Here is a 22,080-nt window from a genome sequence, read left to right on the forward strand (position 1 = left end):
AGGGATGTTTCCGAAAGTAAGTGTTATTGTACCAGTGTACAACTGTGAAAAATTTATTTCAAAATGTATAGATAGCATCATACACCAAACCTATTCGAACATAGAAGTTGTTATAGTAAATGACGGTTCTACTGATCGAAGTGAAGAGATAGTAAATGGATTTAAAGAAAAAGATGCCCGGATCGTCTACTATTACCAGGATAATAGCGGACCATCTGATGCAAGAAATCATGGAATCAACAAATCAACTGGTGAGTATCTAGCATTCATCGACTCTGATGATACGGTTGATAGATATTACATTGAGTTATTGCTTGATAAAATGAAAACTTCGGAAGCTGACTTAGTATGCTGTGGATATAAAGATATCTCTGAATATGGTGTTCTCAATTATACGGATTTTGATTTTGAAAATAGCACTTCATTACATTTATTCATTGATATGGTATGCAAAGGAACAGGAGGAGTTCTTTGGAGCAAACTATATAAAAAAGAAATCATTTCTGAGTACAATTTAAAAATGGATAAAAGTATATTTATGTCTGAGGATTTAATTTTTGTTTTACAATACGCACTTCATTGCAAGTCCTTTGCTGCTATAAAAGGGCACTTGTATTATTATAATAGACTTAATCAAAATAGTATAAGCTCAAATATTTCAATTGACTATATACAAAACTATATTGCTGTTTGCAAACATCTAGAAAAAATATATTTCATAGCCGATATGCATGAAAATAAAACAAAAGAAATAATTACAAAGAGAATTCAGGATATGGTTATAAATTTAGTGCAGCTACAGAGTAGGAATATAAAAGTCATTGGAATGAAAAATGCAATTTACAATGTGAAAAAAATTTTATCCATACAATATATTGAAAGACATATGGATAATTTTTCATCCAATAGTATTTTGTGTAAGCCTTATATATTTCTTATGAAGAATAAATTTGTAAAGCCAAGTATTGTTTATGGAGTTTGTTTAAATACATTAAGAGAATTAATAATGAAGTTATCAAAGAGAAGGATAAATAATAAAACTTGATATTATAATCTATATCATAGAATAAAAAATATTTGAAGCGCGGTGATTTTGAAATGAAAAAAGTATTTGTAGATGTTTACATGGCATTTAATTTAGGGGATGACTTGTTTGTAGATATTCTTGCAAGAAAATATCCAAACTGTGAATTTACACTTAATTATGTAGGTGGTAATTATGACGAATTCATCTCTCAATATCACAATATGAAGAGAAGAAAATACACAATATTCAATAAAATTGAGCAACGGTTAAAAATATTCGATCATATTAATAATTTCGAAAAAATAGCAGAAGAACATGATGCATTAGTATTTATTGGCGGTTCCATTTTTAGAGAAGAAGATTATCATCATTCTTTATATCAAGAAAGAATGAAGCTTGTCATGGAATTTAAAAAGAGAGATAAATCGGTGATTATTATAGGTGCTAATTTTGGGCCTTATAAGACAGAAAAATTCCATAATGATTATAAAGAATTATTTAAACAATGTGACGATGTTTGTTTTAGAGATTTATATTCTTATGAATTATTTAAGAATCTATCGCAAGTCAGATATGCACCAGATATCGTTTTTCAAATGAATATAGATGGATACAAACAAATATCCCCCAAAAAAAGAGTTGGATTTTCAATTATAGACGTCAGACATAAACATGGATTATCAAATTATTATCATGCATATATAACTAACACTGTGAAATCAATAGAAGTATTTGCAAAAAAAGGATACGAGTGTTATCTAATGTCCTTTTGTGAACAGGAGGGTGATTTACAAGTAATAAAAACTATTAAATCAAATCTTACTCCTAGTACATTAGACAAGGTATCAGTATATAACTATAAAGGTGATCTAAAAGAGGCAATAAATCTAATGGCTACATTTGAGTTGCTTGTTGCTGCAAGATTTCATGCTAACATAATTGCCTTACTTCTGGGTATTGGAGTTATGCCTATAATATATAGTAAGAAAACTACTGATATGCTTATTGATATTAATCTTAATAATATTCTAATAAACATGGAAGAACTTCATTTACAATATGATGAAAACACCATAAATAAATCTTTTGAGAATAAAGCAAACCTAACCTCAATCTCGAATGATTCTAAAAATCACTTTGAAAAAATAAGCGAGCTTTTACAAGTGTAAATCGTTGTTGCTGTAACTTATTCTGGACAAATGAGTGGGGTCTGTAAATATGAAAGGTAGTAACGAGTATGAAAAGTCAACTTAAAGCTGGTGCAGTTTTATCGTATGTAGCATTGTTTATTAGTAGTGCTATATCATTAATATATACTCCAATAATGTTAAATCTACTTGGTCAATCAGAGTATGGGCTATATAGTTTAGCTACCACAGCTGCAGGGTTTGTTGGAGTATTAAATTTTGGATTAGGTAATGCAGTTATTAGGTACACTGCAAAATATAAGACACTTAAAGATGAAGAAGGTTGCTATCGATTATATGGAACGTTTAGTTTAATGTACGGTGTATTGGGAATTATTGCATTAGCATCAGGAATAATATTAACACTAAATTCACACCAAATATTTTCTAACTCATTAAGTATTGCTGAGGTAGATAAATTAGTAGTCCTGATGTGGATAATGGTAATTAACATATCCTTAGGGATTGGTTCAGGTCTATTTAGTGTTATCGTATTAGCGCATGAAAAATTTATATTTCAAAAAGTGATAAGTATAGCGAGTTCTATTTTAAACCCTCTCATTATGTTGCCTTTGCTATTTATGGGATATGGGTCTATTTCTGTGGCTATAGTTACGACTGCAATTAACTTAATAACAATTTTGGTAAATACTTATTATTGTTTTAGAGTACTTCGAATAAAAATTCTATTTAGGAAAATAGAACCAGATTTGTTGAAGGAAATAATTGTATTTTCATCCTATTTATTTTTAAATCTTATTATAGATAAAATATATTGGTCAACAGATCCATTTATATTGGGTATATATAGTGGCACAGCCGCAATTTCTATATATACGATAGGAGTTTCTTTTACTGGGTATTTTTCAGGTTTTTCTGCAGCTATATCCAATGTTTTTTTGAGTAAAGTTACAGGAATGGTAACAAATGAAGTCTCAGATAAAGAAATATCAGATTTATTTATTAGAATTGGGAGAGTTCAATATATAATATTATCATTTGCTCTAAGTGGTTTTGTTGTATTTGGGCAAGAATTTATTATTTTATGGGTAGGGAAGATATACAGCAGTTCATTTATTATTGCTATTATTATTCTGGTTCCTATGATAATATCCTTAACACAAAGCATGGGAATCGTTATACTTCAAGCAAAAAATAAGCATAAATTTAGATCAGTAGTTTATTTTGCATTAGCTATAGCTAATGTACTTCTAAGTATTATATTAGTTCAAAGATGGGGAGCTATAGGATGTGCTCTTGCAACTGCTGCCGCATTTACTATTGGAAATATAATCATAATGAACATTTATTATTGGAAGAAGTTAAATATAGCCATACCATCATTCTGGAAAAATATTATATATATGAGTTCACCTCTTATTATAAGTATATTGTTTGGAGTAACATTAAATAAACTAGTACTCACGGATAGCTGGTCTTTTTTCATTATTAAAATAATTGTATTTTCCGTAGTATATTCTCTGTTAATATGGTTCGCAGGTATGAACTGTTATGAAAAAGATCTGTTTGTAGTGCCTTTTAAAAAAATAATTCATAGGTTTTCAAAAGGGAAATTATACAAAATGAGTTAATTTTCTTATTTACGATTATTTGTTCTTTATAAAGAATGTTTTGACGAGGAGAAGGGGGGGCGCTTATGTGGACTAATTTCCGCAAAATTGATTCTTTATTAACAGGTAAGGTATCAATATATTTAGACTTTATACGCGGAATAGCTGCTATTTTAGTTTTGATGGAACATTTAAGTCCTATGTTATTTGCTTATGCTAACGAAGGATCAGTTATAAAAATGTTGTACATTTTTAATTTATTGGGCGGAGCTTCCGTAAGAATATTCTTTATATTAAGTGGTCTTTTTATCTCAAGAAGTATATTGAAGGCAATAGATACAAGTAGTTGGTCATGGAGCTCTTACCTAATCAATCGTTTTTGTAGATTGTATGTAGTGTTAGTCCCTGCCTTATTAATTACATTTATCTTAGATTGGTTAGGATCTATATTCTGGGGAACACCCTATGGAAATGCAAAGGACAACCTTGCAACTTTTATTGGGAATTTATTTTTCTTACAGGAGATATATGTTGAACCTTTTGGGACAAACCATCCACTATGGAGTTTAAGTTGTGAGTTTTGGTACTACGTTCTATTTCCTTTGTTATTATTAATGGTAAAAAGAGGGACAAAAAAATCAACCAGAATTATTTACCTTGGTTTATCGTCATTAATATTTATAATGATCGGAATAAAAATAAGTTTTTATTTTCTCATATGGTTAATGGGTACGCTCATACTTTTTCTGCCAATTATTTCTCCTTTAAAAAATAGATTGGTACTAATCACATCATTTCTGATTTTTTGTTCAGCCTCATTATTAAGACCCTTGGTCTTAACTGGTAAGATATTAGGAGACAAAGGGAACATAATGCTCTATGTTGATATATTTATCGGGTTGGCTTTTGTTTTATTTACTTATGCATTGTTAAATTTTTATTCGAAGGATAGGAACATTAATATTGTTCAAAGCAATACACTATTCGAAAGAATATCCAGATTATTAGCTAATTTTTCTTTTAGTCTTTATCTCATTCATCAACCAATTTTAAATTTTGTACATGGTTGGGCCTTAGCTAAGGGATTTTCTGGTTTAAAACCAAGCTTTCTATCATTTACAATAGAAGTGATATTGGTGTTCATAATGCTCGGAATTGCATGGTTATTCTCAATGGTTACTGAGGCTAACACCCAAAAATTACGCAGGCTTATCGTTAAATTTATAAAACAAAAATCAGTTACAAGGTTGCAAAATAAGAAGGAAATCTCTACATAATGTTAGGGATGATAATAGACCAAAGAAGTAGAGGTGAAATATGAATAGAATGTATAACAATTTCTCAAAGGTCAATGACTTGTTAGACGGAAAAGTATCTAATTATTTGGATTTCATGCGAGGATTAGCTGCAATTCTTGTATTGATGGAACATCTAGGATCAAGATTATTTGTAGGTTATGGATATTTACAATTTCCGAACGCCATCGTTAAATTACTTTATCTTCTTAACTTGTTAGGAGGACCAGCGGTAATAGTATTTTTTGTTCTTAGTGGTTTGTTTATTTCAAGAACTGTCTTAAAAACAATCTTTGAGAATAAATGGTCTTGGAAATCATACCTTGTAAATCGATTATCTAGACTATACGTTGTACTAATCCCAGCTTTATTGCTAACATTTATTGCAGATAAAATAGCTAGTAATTATTTTAATTATCGATGGTATACTAACGATTTTACTAATATCAAAGATTTCATTGGAAATTTGTTTTATCTTCAGACCATTTTTGTTCGAACTTATGGATCAAATGCGCCCTTGTGGAGTCTGAGCAGTGAGTTTTGGTATTATATGCTATTTCCTGTATTTATTTTGATCTTTCGAAATCAGAGGAAAGCCTTAAAAATTGTATACTCTATTATTGCTCTAGGTATTTTGTTCATGATTGGACAACGTATTAATTCTTATTTCTTAATATGGTTATTGGGAACGGTTGTTCTTTTTTTGCCAAGTATCCATCTAGTAAAGAGCAAAATTATTATGTCAGTTTCTTTTTTGCTAGTATGTATTGCAATGCTCTTGAGGCCTCTGATAAATAATGGGAGACTATTTATTGACCATCATACAAACAACTTATTTTTTGTAGATCTTTTTATAGGGCTATCGTTTAGTTTTCTTATTTACAGCTTATTACACGGTATTGAAAAGAAAAACAAAGCAAATAAATGGTTTGAAAAAATATCAAAGTTGTTAGCTAGTTTTTCCTTTAGTCTTTATTTACTTCACTACCCGATTATTAATCTAGTATATTACTGGGGTGCTAAAAACGGCTTTACCGGATTACAACCTAACTTACTTTCTGTCTTCATTGAAATAATAATCGTAGTTTTGATGTGTATGCTTGCTTTTCTATTCTCAAGAATAACAGAAGCACGAACTAATTTTGTAAGAACATTTATCATGAGAAGCTTTGATATGTTTAAAGTTGATAAGCGCAAGGTAAAAGAAATGATGTGAATAAGCGCGTGCTTCCTGCGGAAACAATGCGCTTATTCACACCCATAATCAGAATAACAAAGAAAAGGAATTCATATTTATCTGCGATTTTCAGGATCAATCTGAAATTGTTCACTTAAATAATTATAAGGATACTACTCATTACCATCCTAAACGATATGATGATCGGGAGTATTGCAGAGTCCAAATATATAATAGACCTGTGGTACCTTTCCGTAACAGATTGGAGCGATAATGGGTGGGAAAAACGATAGAGGAGGACTGGACAGATGTATGATCATTTAATTAAGGGGAAATTTGATTCCTTACAGTTGTTACGTGGGATTGCTGCATGTGTTGTAGTTATTTTTCATGAATTTGGGACATATGGTTTATTTAAATATGGTAAATATGGCGTAGATCTCTTCTTTGTTTTAAGTGGCTTTATCATTTTATATACTCATCATACCAAAATTGGAGAAAAGAAAGTTCTAGTTCCTTTTATATTGAAACGAATAATTAGAGTGTTTCCAATTTATTGGTTTATGACGTTTGTATATATTTTATTAGTAAGCGTATCCGGATTCGGGAGTACACTTTCGATTGATTATGTTTTAAAGTCTTTATTTTTACTGCCCCAAGATAAACTGCCAGTTATCGGTGTTGCTTGGACATTGGAGTTTGAAATGCTATTTTATTTTATATTCGGTCTCCTTATGTTTAATAGAAAAATTTTATACACTACACTAACTTTATGGGGACTGACGATAATTTATTTCTTTATCTTTCCTACAGCATTACCAAAAGCAATTGAACACATTGTTAGTCCCTTGAATTTAGAATTCCTTTTTGGTTGTGGTATAGCAGTAGTCGTAATAAAAAGAAAAATTAGTGCCGAGTGGATGACTAGATTAGGGATAATCAGCATTGTTACATCTCTGACGTTGCAATACTTCAATATTCTCAAGATTAATGATGCAATAGCCTGGGGAATTCCATTTTCTATCCTTATACTTGGATTGGTTAGCTTAGAGATGAAAAAAAGACTAAATATCCCCAAAACTTTAATTTATTTAGGAAATGCATCTTATTCGATTTATCTAAGTCATTTAATCACATTATTAGTTTTAGAGTCCATTTTGGAGAAATTAGGCTTACACAAACAATACGGTCATAATGGTTTTGTTCAACTAACTTTTTCTGTTGTCGCAATTTTTCTGGGCTGTGTCTTCTATTCACTGGTTGAAAAGCCTCTACTTAAATATGTAAGATCATGGTTTACAAATAAAAAGAAAGTAGTGGATATAGAAATAAACATTAATAATTCTAATTCAAAAAAAATCGGACAATCGCACATATGAAATTCGTAAAATTGTAAGTGTTTTTCGCTATGCTGAATTGTCCAGAAATTGACTGGCTTGTCTGTCCGGGAATAGTCGAAGATAATGTCCATATTCTCGGAAAAGGAAAAGGATGTCTCTTGTGAACTGTATCCAGCAGTTCACAAGAGACATCCCTAGAAAACTAAAACTTGTGATCATTGTAGTAGATTTTATTCTTGTTGAAAAGGAGCCCGAAACGGGCGTTTTTTGTTAGGAGTGCATAGATTCTTCCTTGCCCGTGCTATGCAGGAGAGCTTTATGTCAAGGGGAGCCGTAAACGGGTATGGATACAGAATTCCGGAGATCGTCGTTACTTTATCATTCGCCGTATGCGTTGTGTAGCCTGTCATAAGATTCATCACGAACTGTGAATATTTCGGTGCCATAGAGCCATCGAGTTAATGAGTGAGAGCCACTGTGTTAATCTATTAGAGCCACTATGTTAGTAGAGAGAGCCCCCGTTGGTAGAATGGACAGATGTGCGTCTGCTGAGCAGTGCACAAATACCAACGGGAGGTCATCAAAATGACCATGTATCGAGAAATTTTACGGCACAGTAACATGGGACTGAGCCAACGTAGTATCGCTTCGAGTATTCAATGCTCGCGCAACACCGTCTCGGAAGTGTTACAACGTGCAAACGAAAAGAAACTATCATGGCCATTACCGGATGATGTGGCAGAAGCCGACCTTCAGTATCTATTGTTTCCTGAAAAGGCCAAGCATTTTCGTTTTGCAGAGTCCAAAAATATAATATATCTGAAATTAAAGATATAATTAGATATACAATGGCCAATTCTAGCCAGAGATTAGTCCAAAAGTTTTAAATAGGGCTAAGATATCTGCATACTCCCATGTCACACTCCCATCTATAGCTGAACCGTTAATATGAGAAGGAGCAGCTGTACTACTTGTTCCAGCGATTATGCATTTGTAAACTTTTCCATTCACATTAACCATGGTATTGAGCGTATATGCCTTATTGGCGATCCACGGATTAGTATTGGCAATGCCAGATGTAATGCAAACCCATCCAATATAACCACCAGAAGTAGGTGTAGCATTATATAATAATTGGCCCATGCTATACGTACCAAATGTTGGTAAAGATGATGCAAGTGCTGGTAGTAAGGTATTCCCTAGAATGTTTTGTTCTAATTGTGTATTAACACTGTTGCTAAAGATAATATTTGAGTTAATTTTATTATTGTTTTGCGCTACTATCGTTGTCTTCGGTGTGGCTAAAGCTGTTCCTCCTTTTCTATATGCCCCCTCTACTACTATTGCCCCAGTGGTATTAATTCCTGGATTATTAGAAGTAACAATGGTGTTGTTTGAGAGAAGTAAATGATTTTCAGTAAACACTCTCAGTATAGATAAGGAACCTAATGACGAACCTGTTCCGATTACTTGTAGATTATTATCTAGGATTCCTATTCTTGGAATAGAGAGGAAGGAGACTCCTGGACTTCTGGCTTCGTGTGTTTGAACGGTGTAGGGTACGTCCCAAATAACTTTATTATGTTTAAATATATGAGTAATATAGCCAGTATCTTTGGCTAATTTCTCGCTTCCATAGATGTCACCGCCATCAAATCTAAGTGATAAATTTTTAAAAATTGAATTTTCTATACGCATTGATTCGGATACCATCATACGACTATAATTAACAATCGTCCCAGTGTGGATAAACTCACAATTTTCAATAGATAAATGCTTAGTTCCTATATAATGTCCACCTGGTGCTTGATTGGTGATGAATTTCACATTGGAGAATATGGCGTTTTCAGTTGCACTGTAGATAGCCCAAGTCAAGCCTTTTGCCCTTCTAATATCAAATGTCGAATTGCGAATTTCTACGTTTTTACTTGAGAAACTGAATACTGTATCTTTCTCAGGATCATCAAAGGTAAGCTTGCAATTATAAACCTTTGCCGTTTCTCCAGCTAAGGTTAGGCTGCTTTTAGAGAAAACACAGTTTTCAAGTGTAGTGTTACCTGCAGTAATTCTACAGCTTGAACCGAATATTGAATCATTTCTAAACGTACAAAATGTCCCATCTGTTTCAACACCACTGGTTATAGAGTTGCCGGTTATGGCACCATAATACATATTATTAAGCGAGAAATAATCATCTCCACTTCCACCAAAAATGACAGGACCTCTAAATGTATTATTTTCTAAATGTACTCCCCTTGTGCTAACACATATGAATGCTCCGGCTCTATTATCGTAGAAGTTACAATTTCTAACCGTTATCTTTTGGTTAGTCATATATCCATCTTCAATATCCATTCCAAAACCGGGATTACACCCTGTTGAAATAGCCATCGGATTGCTATTATTGTAAAATTCACAGCTATCATAGGTGATGAATCTGCCTCCATTGACGGAAGCTCCAAGCCTTCTGTTCTTATAAGCTTTACAATTCATATATGTGATAAATTGTGGTATTTTTGCACACAGAACATAGTGCAAGTTACCATTCATCAAATCATAATTTTGCAGAAAGGAGAATTTTACCTGAGTTGTCCCTGTTGGTAAAGAATCCAAGTAAATAAACTCATAAGACCTTGTATTTCTAGAACCTAAATAGGTGCCCGTTGCATTGTAAAAGTGTACTTTTATTACCGTTTTATTTAGATTGCATCCTGTACCATACCCCCCATAGCCATCTCCCGAATAATAAAAATAGCCAACAGATTTAACCAAATTGCTGGAAATGTCAAAGTATCTAGTCACTGTCGTATAATTGGTTTTTGAACTGTCTAAGTTTCCTTGACTGTTAATGTCTCCTTTTGCAAAATGGCCAGGATGCTGGGCGCCCCCTAACATAGAAAAATCCATAAACGTAGTAAAACCATCCCCTGTACATTCATATACTTCACAATTTTTGATTAGGACGTTATAACATGAATTTTTACAATAAATACCGTGACCCCATTCATGAGTATTACCGCTAGAATAGTCATGTGTTTCGCGGTCACCTTTTATTTTTACACCTTCGATAATTACATTAGAGATACTGTCAATAGTTATCACTGTGTAACCTTGGAAACTATTCGATTCTTTTATTAATAAACAGTCGTAAAACAAATAATGTGTGTTGCTGCAGAGCTTTACAGAGGAATTTTTATCAATGAGGTATTTACCCTTTGGCAGCGTAACTATTTGATAATTGTTTTCTCGTGCCCATTGAAAGGCGTTATTTAGACCCTGTGTAGTATTTATAGCATTGGTTTCATTATTTTGTATTCCCCACCGTTCTAATTCAACCATATAGGTAACAGTTGTCATTTTCATCACATCTCCATTTATAGAGCTATTATTACTATTAGTATATGAATTTAAGATCTGATTACTTGGGTATATTAATAGGGAAATAGATACAAATATAATGTTGTATGAACGGGTAGGAGAGTTAATTTTGTATTGACATGTTCTTTATAAAGAACTACAATGAAATAAGCCACTACAGGGCAAGAGATCGGTAATTTTTTTTACTTAAAACGTTCTTTATAAAGAATTAATATAAATAAAATGTTCTTTATAATAGGATTATTTCCAATCTCTACAAAATAGTTCTTTATAAAGAACGGCAAAACGGATTCCAAAGTGCACTCTGGTGATGCCTCCTTACCGTTATCAATGGAAGCACTCGACCATGCTGTGGGTTGAATCGACCTTAGACGCGAGTCGTCAAAAGTGTGGTGCGAGGAAGGGTTAGATGCCCTAGAACGTATTAAAGGATTTAATTATATGGTCTTTCACCAAAGGCCTTATACTTAAGAACTTTAATGAAAGGGTGGATTTATTTGTCATACCGACAAAGGTTATCTCTGTTAATCTCCATAGACTCATTCATTGTATTAACTTCCATTTTTTTTAGTCGCTTTTTATTGAGCGCGGATCTAAATGTCATCACGCTGCCTTTGGTCGTTAGTTCAATTACGCTGCTGCTTAGTCATCATGCTTTTTCCTTTATGTATAAACTTTATAAGAAAGCTTGGGAACATGCGAATATCGACGAATTATTATTTATTGTAAAGGCTATAACGTTTTCTATTGTTACTGTGGCATTTGTTCAACAAATCTTTGTTCAGGATATTTACTTCCGGCTACTTGCTGTGACATGGATGCTCCATATCTTGTTGATTGGAGGTTCGCGATTCTGTTGGCGAATCCTTCGGAATAGATATATCAAGAATCCATCGAATAAGAAACGTACACTCATCGTTGGTGCTGGTTCTGCAGGGATGATGGTAGCGAGGCAATTGATTAACAATAATGACTCAGAGTTAGAGCCTGTTGCATTTATTGATGATAACTCAAACATACATAATTTAGATATTTTGGGAATACCCGTCGTTGGCAGTATTGATCGCATGGAGATGACGGTTAAGGAACTACATATCGACAATATTATCATTGCCATTCCTTCCCTAGGTAAAAAGGACCTCAACATCATATTCCAAGAATGTGCGAAGACGAAAGCCAAGACCCAGACATTACCTAAGCTTGAGGATCTGGTAACGGGTAAGCTTTCCGTTAATCAATTCTTGGATGTTCAGGTTGAAGATTTACTAGGTCGGGAGCCGATAGAACTCGATATGGAAAGTATTTCCGGATTTATCACGGACAAAGTGGTGCTGGTAACTGGGGCCGGAGGCTCAATTGGTTCGGAAATTTGTCGTCAAATTACGAAGTTTTATCCTCAAAAGCTTATTCTCTTAGGACACGGGGAAAACAGCATTTATTCGATCGAAATGGAACTGAAGGACATTTGCGTACATACGGAGATTGAATTTATTACAGAAATTGCGGATATTCAGGACTCCTGGAAAATGATGTCGATTATGAATAGACATCGTCCGGATGTCGTCTACCACGCTGCTGCCCATAAGCATGTACCGCTCATGGAGCGAAACCCGGAAGAAGCGTTAAAGAACAATGTAATCGGTACGATGAACGTTGCCAAAGCGGCCAGCAAGTTCGAAGTGGGTACATTCGTCATGATATCAACCGATAAAGCGGTGAATCCAACCAGCGTCATGGGGGCCACCAAACGAATGGCTGAGATGATTGTTCAGGATATGGATAGAAGCAGCAATACCAAATTCGTTGCCGTGCGTTTCGGCAATGTATTAGGGAGCAGAGGCAGTGTCATTCCAAGGTTTAAGCATCAGATTGAAAAAGGCGGTCCGGTTTCAGTCACTCACCCTGATATGATTCGCTACTTTATGACGATCCCCGAGGCATCCAGATTGGTCATCCAAGCCGGAGCATTAGCGAAAGGCGGAGAAATCTTTGTCCTAGACATGGGAGAGCCTGTGAAAATCGTGGATCTGGCGAAAAACCTCATCAAGCTATCCGGTAACTCGATTGAAGATATCGGGATTGAATTTACTGGGATGAGACCGGGTGAGAAGCTTTATGAAGAGCTGCTGAAAGCTGACGAAATCGACGAACAGCAAGTATATCCGAAGATTTACATAGGTAAAACGGCAGATCTTTACGTGGAGGAAATTAAAGAAATGATTTCCATTTACGCCACTCTTGATAAAGAAAGCCTAAGGGAATATCTCGTAAATTTAGGAAATAGTAATATCATTCCGTTACCTAAGAAACTAGTCTCAATTGGCTAAAAGGAGCAAACATTCATGAAAGTAAGAAAAGCTATCATTCCGGCTGCTGGTCTAGGTACAAGATTCCTGCCTGCAACTAAGGCTATGCCCAAGGAAATGCTGCCTATTGTCGATAAACCAACCATTCAATATATCGTTGAAGAAGCCGTAGAGTCGGGAATTGAAGATATTATTATCGTAACGGGTAAAGGGAAACGGGCAATAGAGGATCATTTCGACAATTCTTTCGAGCTAGAGCAAAATTTATTGGAAAAGCAAAAGTTTGACTTATTAACTGAAGTCCAGAAGTCGTCCAAAGTAGATATTCATTATATTCGCCAGAAGGAGCCAAAGGGTCTGGGACATGCCATCTGGTGTGCACGCAAGTTCATTGGGAATGAACCCTTTGCTGTGCTGTTAGGTGATGATATTGTCCGGGCAGATCAGCCTTGTCTGAAGCAGATGATGGATCAATATGAACGTCGTAATGCTTCCATTATTGGTGTGAAACATGTATCCGATGAAGATGTGTCCAGGTATGGCATTGTTGACGGTAACGAAATGGAGAAGCGTTTATATAGCATCAATCATCTAGTGGAAAAGCCTAAGAAAGAGGATGCGCCGTCGAATCTTGCGATTATGGGCCGTTATATCCTGACACCAAGGATTTTCGACATTCTTAATGATCAAAAACCGGGAGCAGGTGGGGAAATCCAGCTTACGGATGCCATTGCGGAGTTGAATCGACTCGAATCGGTGTATGCTTACGAATTTGAAGGTAAGCGATTTGATGTGGGCGAGAAGTTAGGTTTTATACAAACGACGATTGATTACGCTTTGCAGCGTGAGGATTTAAGATACGAATTACTGAAGTACCTTTCTTCCACCGTGGAGAAGGAATTAATTAAGTAGGGGATGGCAGATGTCTAAGAAAGTGTTGTTATGTGCCACTGTTGATTATCACTTTAAAGCGTTCCATGTGCCCTACATGAAGTGGTTTAAAGAGCAGGGGTGGGAGGTCCATGTTGCCGCTAACGGGAATATGGATCTTCCTTATGTCGACGCGAAGTTTAACGTTCCGATCCAACGATCACCTTTTAAACGAATCAATATGAAGGCTTATACGGAACTAAAGGCAATTATTGATGAAAATAAATATGATATTATTCACTGCCACACCCCAATGGGGGGCGTTCTGGCTCGTATAGCCGCGCGTGACGCACGTAAGAATGGGACTAAAGTCATCTATACGGCTCATGGTTTTCATTTTTGTCAGGGAGCACCGATAGTTCCTTGGCTGGTTTATTATCCGCTAGAGAAATTTCTTTCTTATTTCACGGATTGCTTGATTACCATCAATGAGGAAGACTACCAACTGGCCGTTAATCGTCGATTCAGAGCACGTCGAATCGAGCGCGTACATGGCGTAGGCGTGAATACAGAACATTTCAAGCCAGCAGATGAATCACATAAGCTTGAATTGAAACTGACAACCGGCTATCAAGCGGATGATGTCCTCTTGTTCTACGCAGCTGAATTTAATCAGAACAAGAATCAACAATTGCTCCTTCACGCATTAGCTTCGGTCAAAGCTGACGTTCCTAACGTCAAACTTCTGCTTGCTGGCGAGGGTCCAATGAAAGGACATTGTCAAGTTCTAGCCAAAGAGCTGGGTGTAGAGGATCAGGTTGATTTTCTGGGTTATCGAAATGACATTGATCGCTTATTACCGATGTGTGATATCGCCGTTGCATCCAGTCTTCGTGAAGGGCTGCCGGTGAATATCATGGAAGCTATGGCTTGTGGCCTTCCCATCATCGCAAGTGAGAACAGAGGTCACAGAGAACTGGTCCAGAATAACCAGAATGGTTGGCTTATAGCACCTAATGACCAAGTGGACATGGCAGAGAAGATCAAGCTGTTAGCACATAACAAGGAATTAAGAGTCAAGCAGGGTATGTGGGGTAGAGAGATGGTTGAAAGAAGATACACCACTCAGCAGGTATTAAATGAGAAGAGTACAATATATTCCTTATATATGGGCGAAAAGGTGGAGGGCATGTGGGCGATCCAATAAGAATTCTACACGTCGTAGTCAATATGAATCGAGGTGGGGCGGAAACTCTCCTCATGAATTTATATCGCAATATGGATCGTTCACAGGTTCAATTCGACTTTCTAACGAGTAAAGCGGGAGCTTATGATGCCGAGATTATGGAGATGGGCGGAACCATCCATCGAATCCCTTATGTATCGGATATTGGCCATACCAAATACATCCAAGCTTTGGATCAATTTTTTATGACAAATACCGATTACAAAATTGTGCATGCTCATATGGATAAAATGAGTGGATTCGTATTGCGTTCTGCAAAAAAAGCGGGAGTACCTATACGGATTGCGCACAGTCATAATACGAGCAGTGAGGGTGGAATTGCCGTCAAAACATATAAGTGGGTTGCCGGAACATTTATATCGTCCTGTGCAACACACTTTTTGGCATGTTCGAATAAAGCAGCCCAATGGTTATTCGCAAACAAGGGTAATGATGTCGTGATTTTAAAGAACGGGATCGAGAGTGAGAAATTTGTGTTCTCACCTGAGGTCAGAGAGCAAGTAAGGGGGGAGCTGAAGATTCCCACAGGGTGCTATGTCGTTGGGCATGTAGGGAGATTTGCTTATCAGAAGAATCATTCCTTTCTCATAGATATTTTCGCGCAGTTGAATCGAGAAAGGCCGGATACAGTGCTTATCTTGGCAGGAGATGGACCTATGCGTCCAGAGATTGAGAAGAAAGTGGCAGTTCTGCAGCTGCAAAGTAAGGTAAGGTTCCTTGGCGTGAGAAGCGACATTACGCGACTACTTCAAGCTTTTGATATGTTCGTATTTCCCTCTTTACATGAAGGACTACCTGTTACGCTCATAGAGGCACAGGGTGCTGGCCTGCCTTGTCTTATCTCGGATGAAATTACTCCAGAAGTGGATATGGATATTCAATTGGTAGAGCGGTTATCACTCGATGATAAATTGGTTTGGATAGACCGAATGAAGAATGCTATTGCAAGAAATTCGCCAAGGCAGATACCTGTTTCATCTTTATCGAACAAAGGATACGATATTAAGAACACAGCGGCGTGGACAGAAGGATTTTATTTAGGTATATCGAGGTGAATAATGAAGAAGCTTACTGTATTTACACCGACTTATAATCGAGCATATTGTCTTCACGTTTGTTACGAGAGTCTGAAACGGCAATCTTCCAGTGATTTCATTTGGTTAATTATAGATGATGGCTCTACGGACAACACGGGGGAATTGGTAGCGGGCTGGATGGCAGAGAATGAGATCACTATACATTATCATCGGCAGGACAATTTAGGGATGCACGGTGCACATAATACTGCGTACAGACTAATCGAAACGGAATTGAATGTATGTATTGACTCTGATGACTATATGCCGGATGGTGCCGTGGAACAAATAAATAACTTTTGGGATTTACACGGTAATGAACATGTGAGCGGCATCATCGGTCTTGACGCTTTTACAGATGGCCGGATTATTGGCACAAGGTTGCCTGATGATCTCAAGAGTTCGACACTTTTTGAGTTGTATAGTAAACATCGAGTGACCGGAGATAAGAAGCTGGTTTATCGAACAGAATTAACCCGACAGTACCCTTATCCTATTTTTGAGAATGAAAAGTATGTCGGTTTGGCTTATAAGTACTATATGTTGGATCAGCAGTATGAAATGCTGCTCATGAATGAAGTGCTATGCTGCGTAGAATATTTACCGGATGGCTCCTCGATGAACATGCTGAAACAGTATCGTAAGAATCCTAAAGGGTTTGCCTTTTACCGTAAGGAACTTATGAAACTGCCCTTCGCTAGCCTGATTTTTAAATTCAGACAATCGATCCATTATGTGTCCAGCAGCATGACATCCGGTAATCGCAGGTTTATGCGGGAGACCCCTGCCAAGATCCTCACTTTTCTTGCTATTCCCCTTGGAATCATGCTTTATTGGTATGTGATTAGAAAAACAAGAATTTCTTAGTTACTCGAAAGGAAATCAATTATGGCTATACTGTGGGTTAATCTGGTTGTCGTCTATATCGCATCTTTCTTCTCAAGGTATTTGGCTACACCTGTGACTATCGGCCCTGGTCCGCTCTCGTTTAGGCCAAATAGATGGATGACTGCCATTGTAATGGCAACCATCGTATTGATATCCGGGCTTCGTAATAACATAGGCGACACCTACTCTTATATGCATGCCTATACGATAAATAATTTTACATGGGAAGCGGTAAAGGCTGAGAAGGATATTGGATTCGGTATCTTACAAATGATATTAAAAGCATACACAGAAGATCCTCAGTTGTTAATTTTTTTAACAGCGCTCGTGACAAATATTCTTATCGTCTGTGTGTTATACAAGTATTCTAAATTGTTTGAAATGAGCATTTATGTATACATAACATCGGGACTTTACATTGTCTCGATGAACGGAGTCAGACAATTCCTAGCTTCAGCCATTGTATTCGCTGCTACTAAATATTTATTTGCAGGAAGTTGGCAGAAGTATTTTCTAGTAGTTGCCTTTGCCTCAACATTTCATGGGAGTGCCCTTATTCTTATTCCCATTTATTTCATTGTGAGAAGAAAGGCGTGGACATCATCCACTTTCGTTCTCCTTTTTATGGCCGTAGTATTGATTTTGGGATATAACGTACTCTCTGATGCTATATTCGCAGCTATCGCGGATACGCACTACAGCGAGTATAAAGAATTCCAAGAAGGCGGAGCTAACATCATTAGGGTAGCTATTGGGGCAGTTCCTTTGATATTTGCTTATCTGGGAAGAAATAAACTTAGGGAGATATTTCCTAATGGTGATTATGTAGTAAACATGTCGTTATTGAATTTTATTGTCATGGCCGTCGCAACACAGAATTGGATTTTTGCCAGGTTTACGATTTACTTCGGTTTATATAATGTCATTCTCATGTCATGGGTCGTTAGTTTATTCGTAAAAAGACAACAGAAATTTATTTACTACGCGATCCTGGGTTTTTATTTGATTTATTTTTACTACGAGAACGAGGTTATCTTAAACATTATTTATAAAAGTGATTACTTGAAATTCTAACTAACAGTTAGGGGGTACACATAATGGCAATCCTCGTAACGGGTGGAGCCGGTTATATCGGAAGTCACACCTGCGTGGAATTATTGAATGCCGGTAATGAGATTGTAGTAGTTGATAATCTTGCCAACAGCAGCCCGGAATCGTTAAGACGGGTTAGGGAAATAACGGGTAAAGATTTCAAATTTTATCAAACTGATCTATTAAATCGGGAAGATTTAGAGATTGTCTTTATGCAAAATAAGATTGAAGCGGTGATCCATTTCGCGGGGCTCAAAGCCGTATGTGAATCGATTCGTTTACCACTTCGCTATTACCATAATAATATCACGGGGACACTTGTGCTTTGCGAGCTCATGCATCAATACGGGGTAAAAAGAATTGTATTCAGCTCATCAGCAACCGTATATGGCATATCCGAGCAAGTACCTATCTCCGAAGATGCTCCACTTGGCGCAACGAACGCCTATGGGCGAACGAAGCTAATGATTGAAGAAATCATGCAGGATATGTACGTTTCCGATCCAGTATGGAGCATCGCGATCCTGCGTTATTTCAACCCTATTGGTGCCCATAGTAGTGGAAGATTAGGCGAAGATCCGAACGGTATACCTAATAATCTGATGCCCTATATCACGCAGGTGGCGGCAGGGGGATTAAAGGAACTGCAGATTTATGGAAATGACTATCCGACCTTGGATGGTACAGGAGTTAGGGATTATATCCATGTAGTGGATTTAGCTCAAGGGCACTTGAAGGCGCTGGAGAAGGTTGTAGCAACGACAGGTGTGGAAGCTTACAACCTTGGGACGGGACGGGGATATAGCGTTGTGGAGATGGTTGCTGCTTTCGAAAGGGTAACCGGCAGGCGCATTCCGTATAAGATGACGGATCGAAGACCTGGGGACATCGGGATTTGCTATTCGGACCCGACCAAGGCTGAACGGGAGCTGGGATGGATCGCCGAGAAAGGCATTGATGAGATGTGTCTGGATGCATGGAGATGGCAATCGAATAATCCGCACGGCTTTCAAGAAGAGGATAATTTGCTAGTTGAATCTAACATTTCATAACACGTGTGCACGCACAACGTAAATAACCAATAACTAATTGTATAATGAGGTCTTATTCATGGATATATCGGCATTGACGGAGCAACAAATGAAGAATATTGTGTTTCATGCTTACAAAGTAGGGAATGAGTCGGAACATCTCAAGGCCAAAGAACTGATTGAAGAAATTAAACAACAGATCATTTCCGTCCTGAGAGGGAATGAGTTTGACGTATTAAATCAAAGCTTTTTCAGCCCAGAACAATAGGAGTAGATCATTCATGAAACGACTTTGTGACTTGTTGATATCCATTCCCTTATTCATACTATTTCTTCCGATTATCGGGATTGTCGCTGTATTGGTTAGGTTAAAGTTAGGATCTCCCGTCATATTTATGCAGCAAAGGCCGGGATTACATGGGAAACCTATCCAAATTTATAAATTTCGGACCATGACGGAAGCTAGAGACTATGAAGGAAATTTATTGCCCGATTCGATAAGATTAACCCCATTTGGTATGTTTCTTAGAAAATATAGCCTAGATGAATTGCTGCAATTGGTTAATGTCATCCAGGGAGATTTAAGTTTAGTCGGGCCTAGGCCGCTGTTAATGGATTATTTGGCTTTATACACTGAAGAACAGGCTAAACGTCATCAAGTTCGACCCGGAATTACTGGATGGGCTCAAGTCAACGGCAGGAATGCAATCTCATGGGAAGATAAATTCAAATTGGATATCTGGTACGTGGAAAATCAAAACTTACTCCTTGATATTAAGATTTTAGCTTTAACTTTTATTAAAGTGTTGAAACCGCAAGGGATCCAAAATGGCAATCATGCAACAATGCCAATATTTGAAGGGAGTATGAAAAATGTTGAACAGTAAGATAAATATTTTGTTTACTAGCTCCGGTAGGAGATTGTCTTTATTGCAGCAATTTAGGAAAGTGCTCGTTCAACATAACCTAAACGGGAGTATTATGACCGCGGATTTAAAACAAACTGCACCCACTGCTTTTTTTAGCGATAAGCATTTTATTGTACCGAGAGTAACTGATCCTAATTACATACCGAAATTACTTCAAATATGTCAAAAGGAAAAGATTGATATTATCATCCCGCTTATCGATACGGAATTGGTTATTCTTTCAGAAAATCGACATGCTTTTGAAGAAATTGGTGTGAAATTATTAGTTTCAAGTAATGAATTAAACGAAATCTCATGTGATAAAACCAAAGCATATAAATATTTCCAAGATAGGAATATCTCTACTCCAAAAGTATTTAGCGATGATGAAATTAATAATAAACAGTATCAATTTCCGCTATTGATCAAGCCTCTTAACGGAAGCTCAAGTGTAGGGGTTACCAAAATCAACAATGAAAAAGAATTGTACTTTTTTAAGGATTACATCCCCAATGCTATGGTTCAGGAATTTGTTACAGGTACAGAATATACGGTTGATGTGATGGTTGACTTTAATGGAAATATAAAAACAGTCGTTCCAAGATTAAGGTTAGAAACCAGGGCAGGAGAAGTCAGTAAAGGGGTTACTAAGAAAGATAGTGATATCATTACTGCAGTAAAACAAGTGGTCAAATCTTTGCCTGGTCCAGTTGGGTGTATCACATTGCAATGCTTTAAAAAAGAAAATGGAGAGATTACTTTCATTGAAATTAACCCGCGCTTTGGCGGAGGAATTCCGCTTTCCATTGAAGCAGGTGCAGATTTTCCATTGTGGGTCCTCCAAATGTGCAGTGGCGAATCCTTCTCCGAAGAGGATTATAATTGGCGTGAAAATCTAACGATGCTTAGATATGATGAGGCAGTCTTTACAGAGAGTATCCAACATGACCATTAATGCTTTGGTTTTCGATATGGATGATACCTTATACCAAGAAAAGGATTATGTGAAAAGCGGCTTTAAAGCGATTGATCGTTGGATGAACAAAGAGTTCAAGATCACGGGTTTTTATGAAACAGCACTAGATCTATTTCTCTCAGGAAAAACAAAGCTTATATTCAATGAAACGCTCGAGAAACTAAATATTTTTTATGATAATACGATGATTAAGAATATGGTCGATTACTATCGATCTCATGAACCTGATATTCATTTGTTAGAGGATGCCAAGTGGATTCTTGAGAATTTAAGGGATACTGTTAAAATTGGTTTAATATCGGATGGATATTTAGTTGCTCAGGAAAAGAAAGTTAATGCATTAAAACTTCAAGAAAAATTTCACTCGGTTATTCTCACAGACAGATTGGGCAGAGAGCATTGGAAACCCAGTCATGTTCCCTATGAACAAGCAAGTCGGGAATTACAGCTTCCGCATGATCAGTGTGTTTATATCGGAGATAATATTAATAAAGATTTTATAACAGCCAAGAGACTTGGGTGGATAACAATCCAAATAGATCGAAAAGATGGGTTATACTCAGGGATTGCAGCTGATCAAGAATATAAGGCTCATTTTTCAATCGATAATTTGAGGGATCTATCTGATTTACCTATGCTAAAACATATGTTTGTCTATTAGCGCCGAATGGCGCTTTTTGTGTTTAATTAATCTTGGGAAGGCTGTGAAGGC

General features: G+C 36.5%; 20 protein-coding genes. 19 read left to right on the forward strand and 1 reads right to left on the reverse strand.

What is annotated here, in order from left to right; all coding sequences use genetic code 11:
* The first annotated feature begins 4 nt into the window (after positions 1-4).
* From QFZ80_RS38545 to QFZ80_RS38575, 8 genes are all read left to right on the forward strand, one after another.
* On the forward strand, positions 5-1,045 hold the full coding sequence (locus tag QFZ80_RS38545) for a glycosyltransferase family 2 protein (RefSeq protein WP_307563911.1): 1,041 nt from the start codon (positions 5-7) through the stop codon (positions 1,043-1,045).
* 53 nt (positions 1,046-1,098) lie between these two features.
* A complete protein-coding gene (locus tag QFZ80_RS38550) occupies positions 1,099-2,196 on the forward strand; it encodes a polysaccharide pyruvyl transferase family protein (RefSeq protein WP_307563913.1) in 1,098 nt (365 codons plus the stop codon).
* Positions 2,197-2,264: 68 nt separating this feature from the next.
* On the forward strand, positions 2,265-3,806 hold the full coding sequence (locus QFZ80_RS38555) for an oligosaccharide flippase family protein (protein ID WP_307563915.1): 1,542 nt from the start codon (positions 2,265-2,267) through the stop codon (positions 3,804-3,806).
* A gap of 65 nt (positions 3,807-3,871) precedes the next feature.
* The gene (locus QFZ80_RS38560; RefSeq protein ID WP_307563918.1) at positions 3,872-5,062 is read left to right on the forward strand and encodes an acyltransferase family protein; all 1,191 of its coding nucleotides are present in this window, start codon (positions 3,872-3,874) and stop codon (positions 5,060-5,062) included.
* A gap of 40 nt (positions 5,063-5,102) precedes the next feature.
* Complete coding sequence (locus QFZ80_RS38565) at positions 5,103-6,296, forward strand: acyltransferase family protein (RefSeq protein ID WP_307563920.1); 1,194 nt, start codon at positions 5,103-5,105, stop codon at positions 6,294-6,296.
* 269 nt (positions 6,297-6,565) lie between these two features.
* Complete coding sequence (locus QFZ80_RS38570) at positions 6,566-7,636, forward strand: acyltransferase family protein (protein ID WP_307563922.1); 1,071 nt, start codon at positions 6,566-6,568, stop codon at positions 7,634-7,636.
* A 245-nt stretch (positions 7,637-7,881) separates the two neighbouring features.
* Positions 7,882-8,028 (forward strand): DUF6431 domain-containing protein, encoded by a 147-nt coding sequence (locus QFZ80_RS39295; RefSeq protein ID WP_373460470.1) that lies wholly within the window; start codon positions 7,882-7,884, stop codon positions 8,026-8,028.
* A gap of 154 nt (positions 8,029-8,182) precedes the next feature.
* Positions 8,183-8,434, forward strand: coding sequence for a hypothetical protein (locus QFZ80_RS38575; protein ID WP_307563924.1), 252 nt, complete (start codon positions 8,183-8,185; stop codon positions 8,432-8,434).
* 21 nt (positions 8,435-8,455) lie between these two features.
* Here the strand turns inward: QFZ80_RS38575 and QFZ80_RS38580 are convergent, their stop codons facing one another.
* Complete coding sequence (locus tag QFZ80_RS38580) at positions 8,456-10,954, reverse strand: right-handed parallel beta-helix repeat-containing protein (RefSeq protein ID WP_307563926.1); 2,499 nt, start codon at positions 10,952-10,954, stop codon at positions 8,456-8,458.
* Positions 10,955-11,472: 518 nt separating this feature from the next.
* Here QFZ80_RS38580 and QFZ80_RS38585 point away from each other — a divergent pair.
* From QFZ80_RS38585 to QFZ80_RS38635, 11 genes are read left to right on the forward strand one after another with little or no spacing between them, the layout of a single operon-like run.
* A complete protein-coding gene (locus tag QFZ80_RS38585) occupies positions 11,473-13,302 on the forward strand; it encodes a polysaccharide biosynthesis protein (RefSeq protein ID WP_307563928.1) in 1,830 nt (609 codons plus the stop codon).
* A gap of 15 nt (positions 13,303-13,317) precedes the next feature.
* Positions 13,318-14,193: a UTP--glucose-1-phosphate uridylyltransferase GalU gene (gene galU / locus QFZ80_RS38590; RefSeq protein ID WP_307563930.1), complete on the forward strand. Its 876-nt coding sequence runs from the start codon at positions 13,318-13,320 to the stop codon at positions 14,191-14,193.
* 10 nt (positions 14,194-14,203) lie between these two features.
* A complete protein-coding gene (locus QFZ80_RS38595) occupies positions 14,204-15,358 on the forward strand; it encodes a glycosyltransferase family 4 protein (protein WP_307563932.1) in 1,155 nt (384 codons plus the stop codon).
* On the forward strand, positions 15,343-16,452 hold the full coding sequence (locus tag QFZ80_RS38600; protein WP_307563934.1) for a glycosyltransferase family 1 protein: 1,110 nt from the start codon (positions 15,343-15,345) through the stop codon (positions 16,450-16,452). Before QFZ80_RS38595 ends, QFZ80_RS38600 begins: the two co-directional genes overlap by 16 nt.
* A gap of 3 nt (positions 16,453-16,455) precedes the next feature.
* Positions 16,456-17,340, forward strand: coding sequence for a glycosyltransferase family 2 protein (locus tag QFZ80_RS38605; protein WP_307563937.1), 885 nt, complete (start codon positions 16,456-16,458; stop codon positions 17,338-17,340).
* A gap of 21 nt (positions 17,341-17,361) precedes the next feature.
* A complete protein-coding gene (locus QFZ80_RS38610; protein ID WP_307563939.1) occupies positions 17,362-18,435 on the forward strand; it encodes an EpsG family protein in 1,074 nt (357 codons plus the stop codon).
* Positions 18,436-18,458: 23 nt separating this feature from the next.
* Complete coding sequence (gene galE, locus QFZ80_RS38615) at positions 18,459-19,505, forward strand: UDP-glucose 4-epimerase GalE (RefSeq protein WP_307563940.1); 1,047 nt, start codon at positions 18,459-18,461, stop codon at positions 19,503-19,505.
* Positions 19,506-19,563: 58 nt separating this feature from the next.
* Entirely contained in the window at positions 19,564-19,752 is a 189-nt protein-coding gene (locus tag QFZ80_RS38620) for a YwzD family small protein (RefSeq protein WP_307549610.1), read from the forward strand.
* 13 nt (positions 19,753-19,765) lie between these two features.
* Positions 19,766-20,371: a sugar transferase gene (locus tag QFZ80_RS38625; protein WP_307563941.1), complete on the forward strand. Its 606-nt coding sequence runs from the start codon at positions 19,766-19,768 to the stop codon at positions 20,369-20,371.
* Positions 20,358-21,347 (forward strand): ATP-grasp domain-containing protein, encoded by a 990-nt coding sequence (locus QFZ80_RS38630; protein WP_307549606.1) that lies wholly within the window; start codon positions 20,358-20,360, stop codon positions 21,345-21,347. The genes QFZ80_RS38625 and QFZ80_RS38630 overlap by 14 nt, the downstream gene beginning before the upstream one ends.
* Positions 21,337-22,029, forward strand: a complete 693-nt coding sequence (locus tag QFZ80_RS38635; protein WP_307563944.1) for an HAD family hydrolase — start codon at positions 21,337-21,339, stop codon at positions 22,027-22,029. The genes QFZ80_RS38630 and QFZ80_RS38635 overlap by 11 nt, the downstream gene beginning before the upstream one ends.
* The last annotated feature ends 51 nt before the right edge of the window (positions 22,030-22,080 follow it).

The sequence above is a fragment of the Paenibacillus sp. V4I7 genome (genome assembly GCF_030817275.1).
Lineage (GTDB): Bacteria > Bacillota > Bacilli > Paenibacillales > NBRC-103111 > Paenibacillus_E.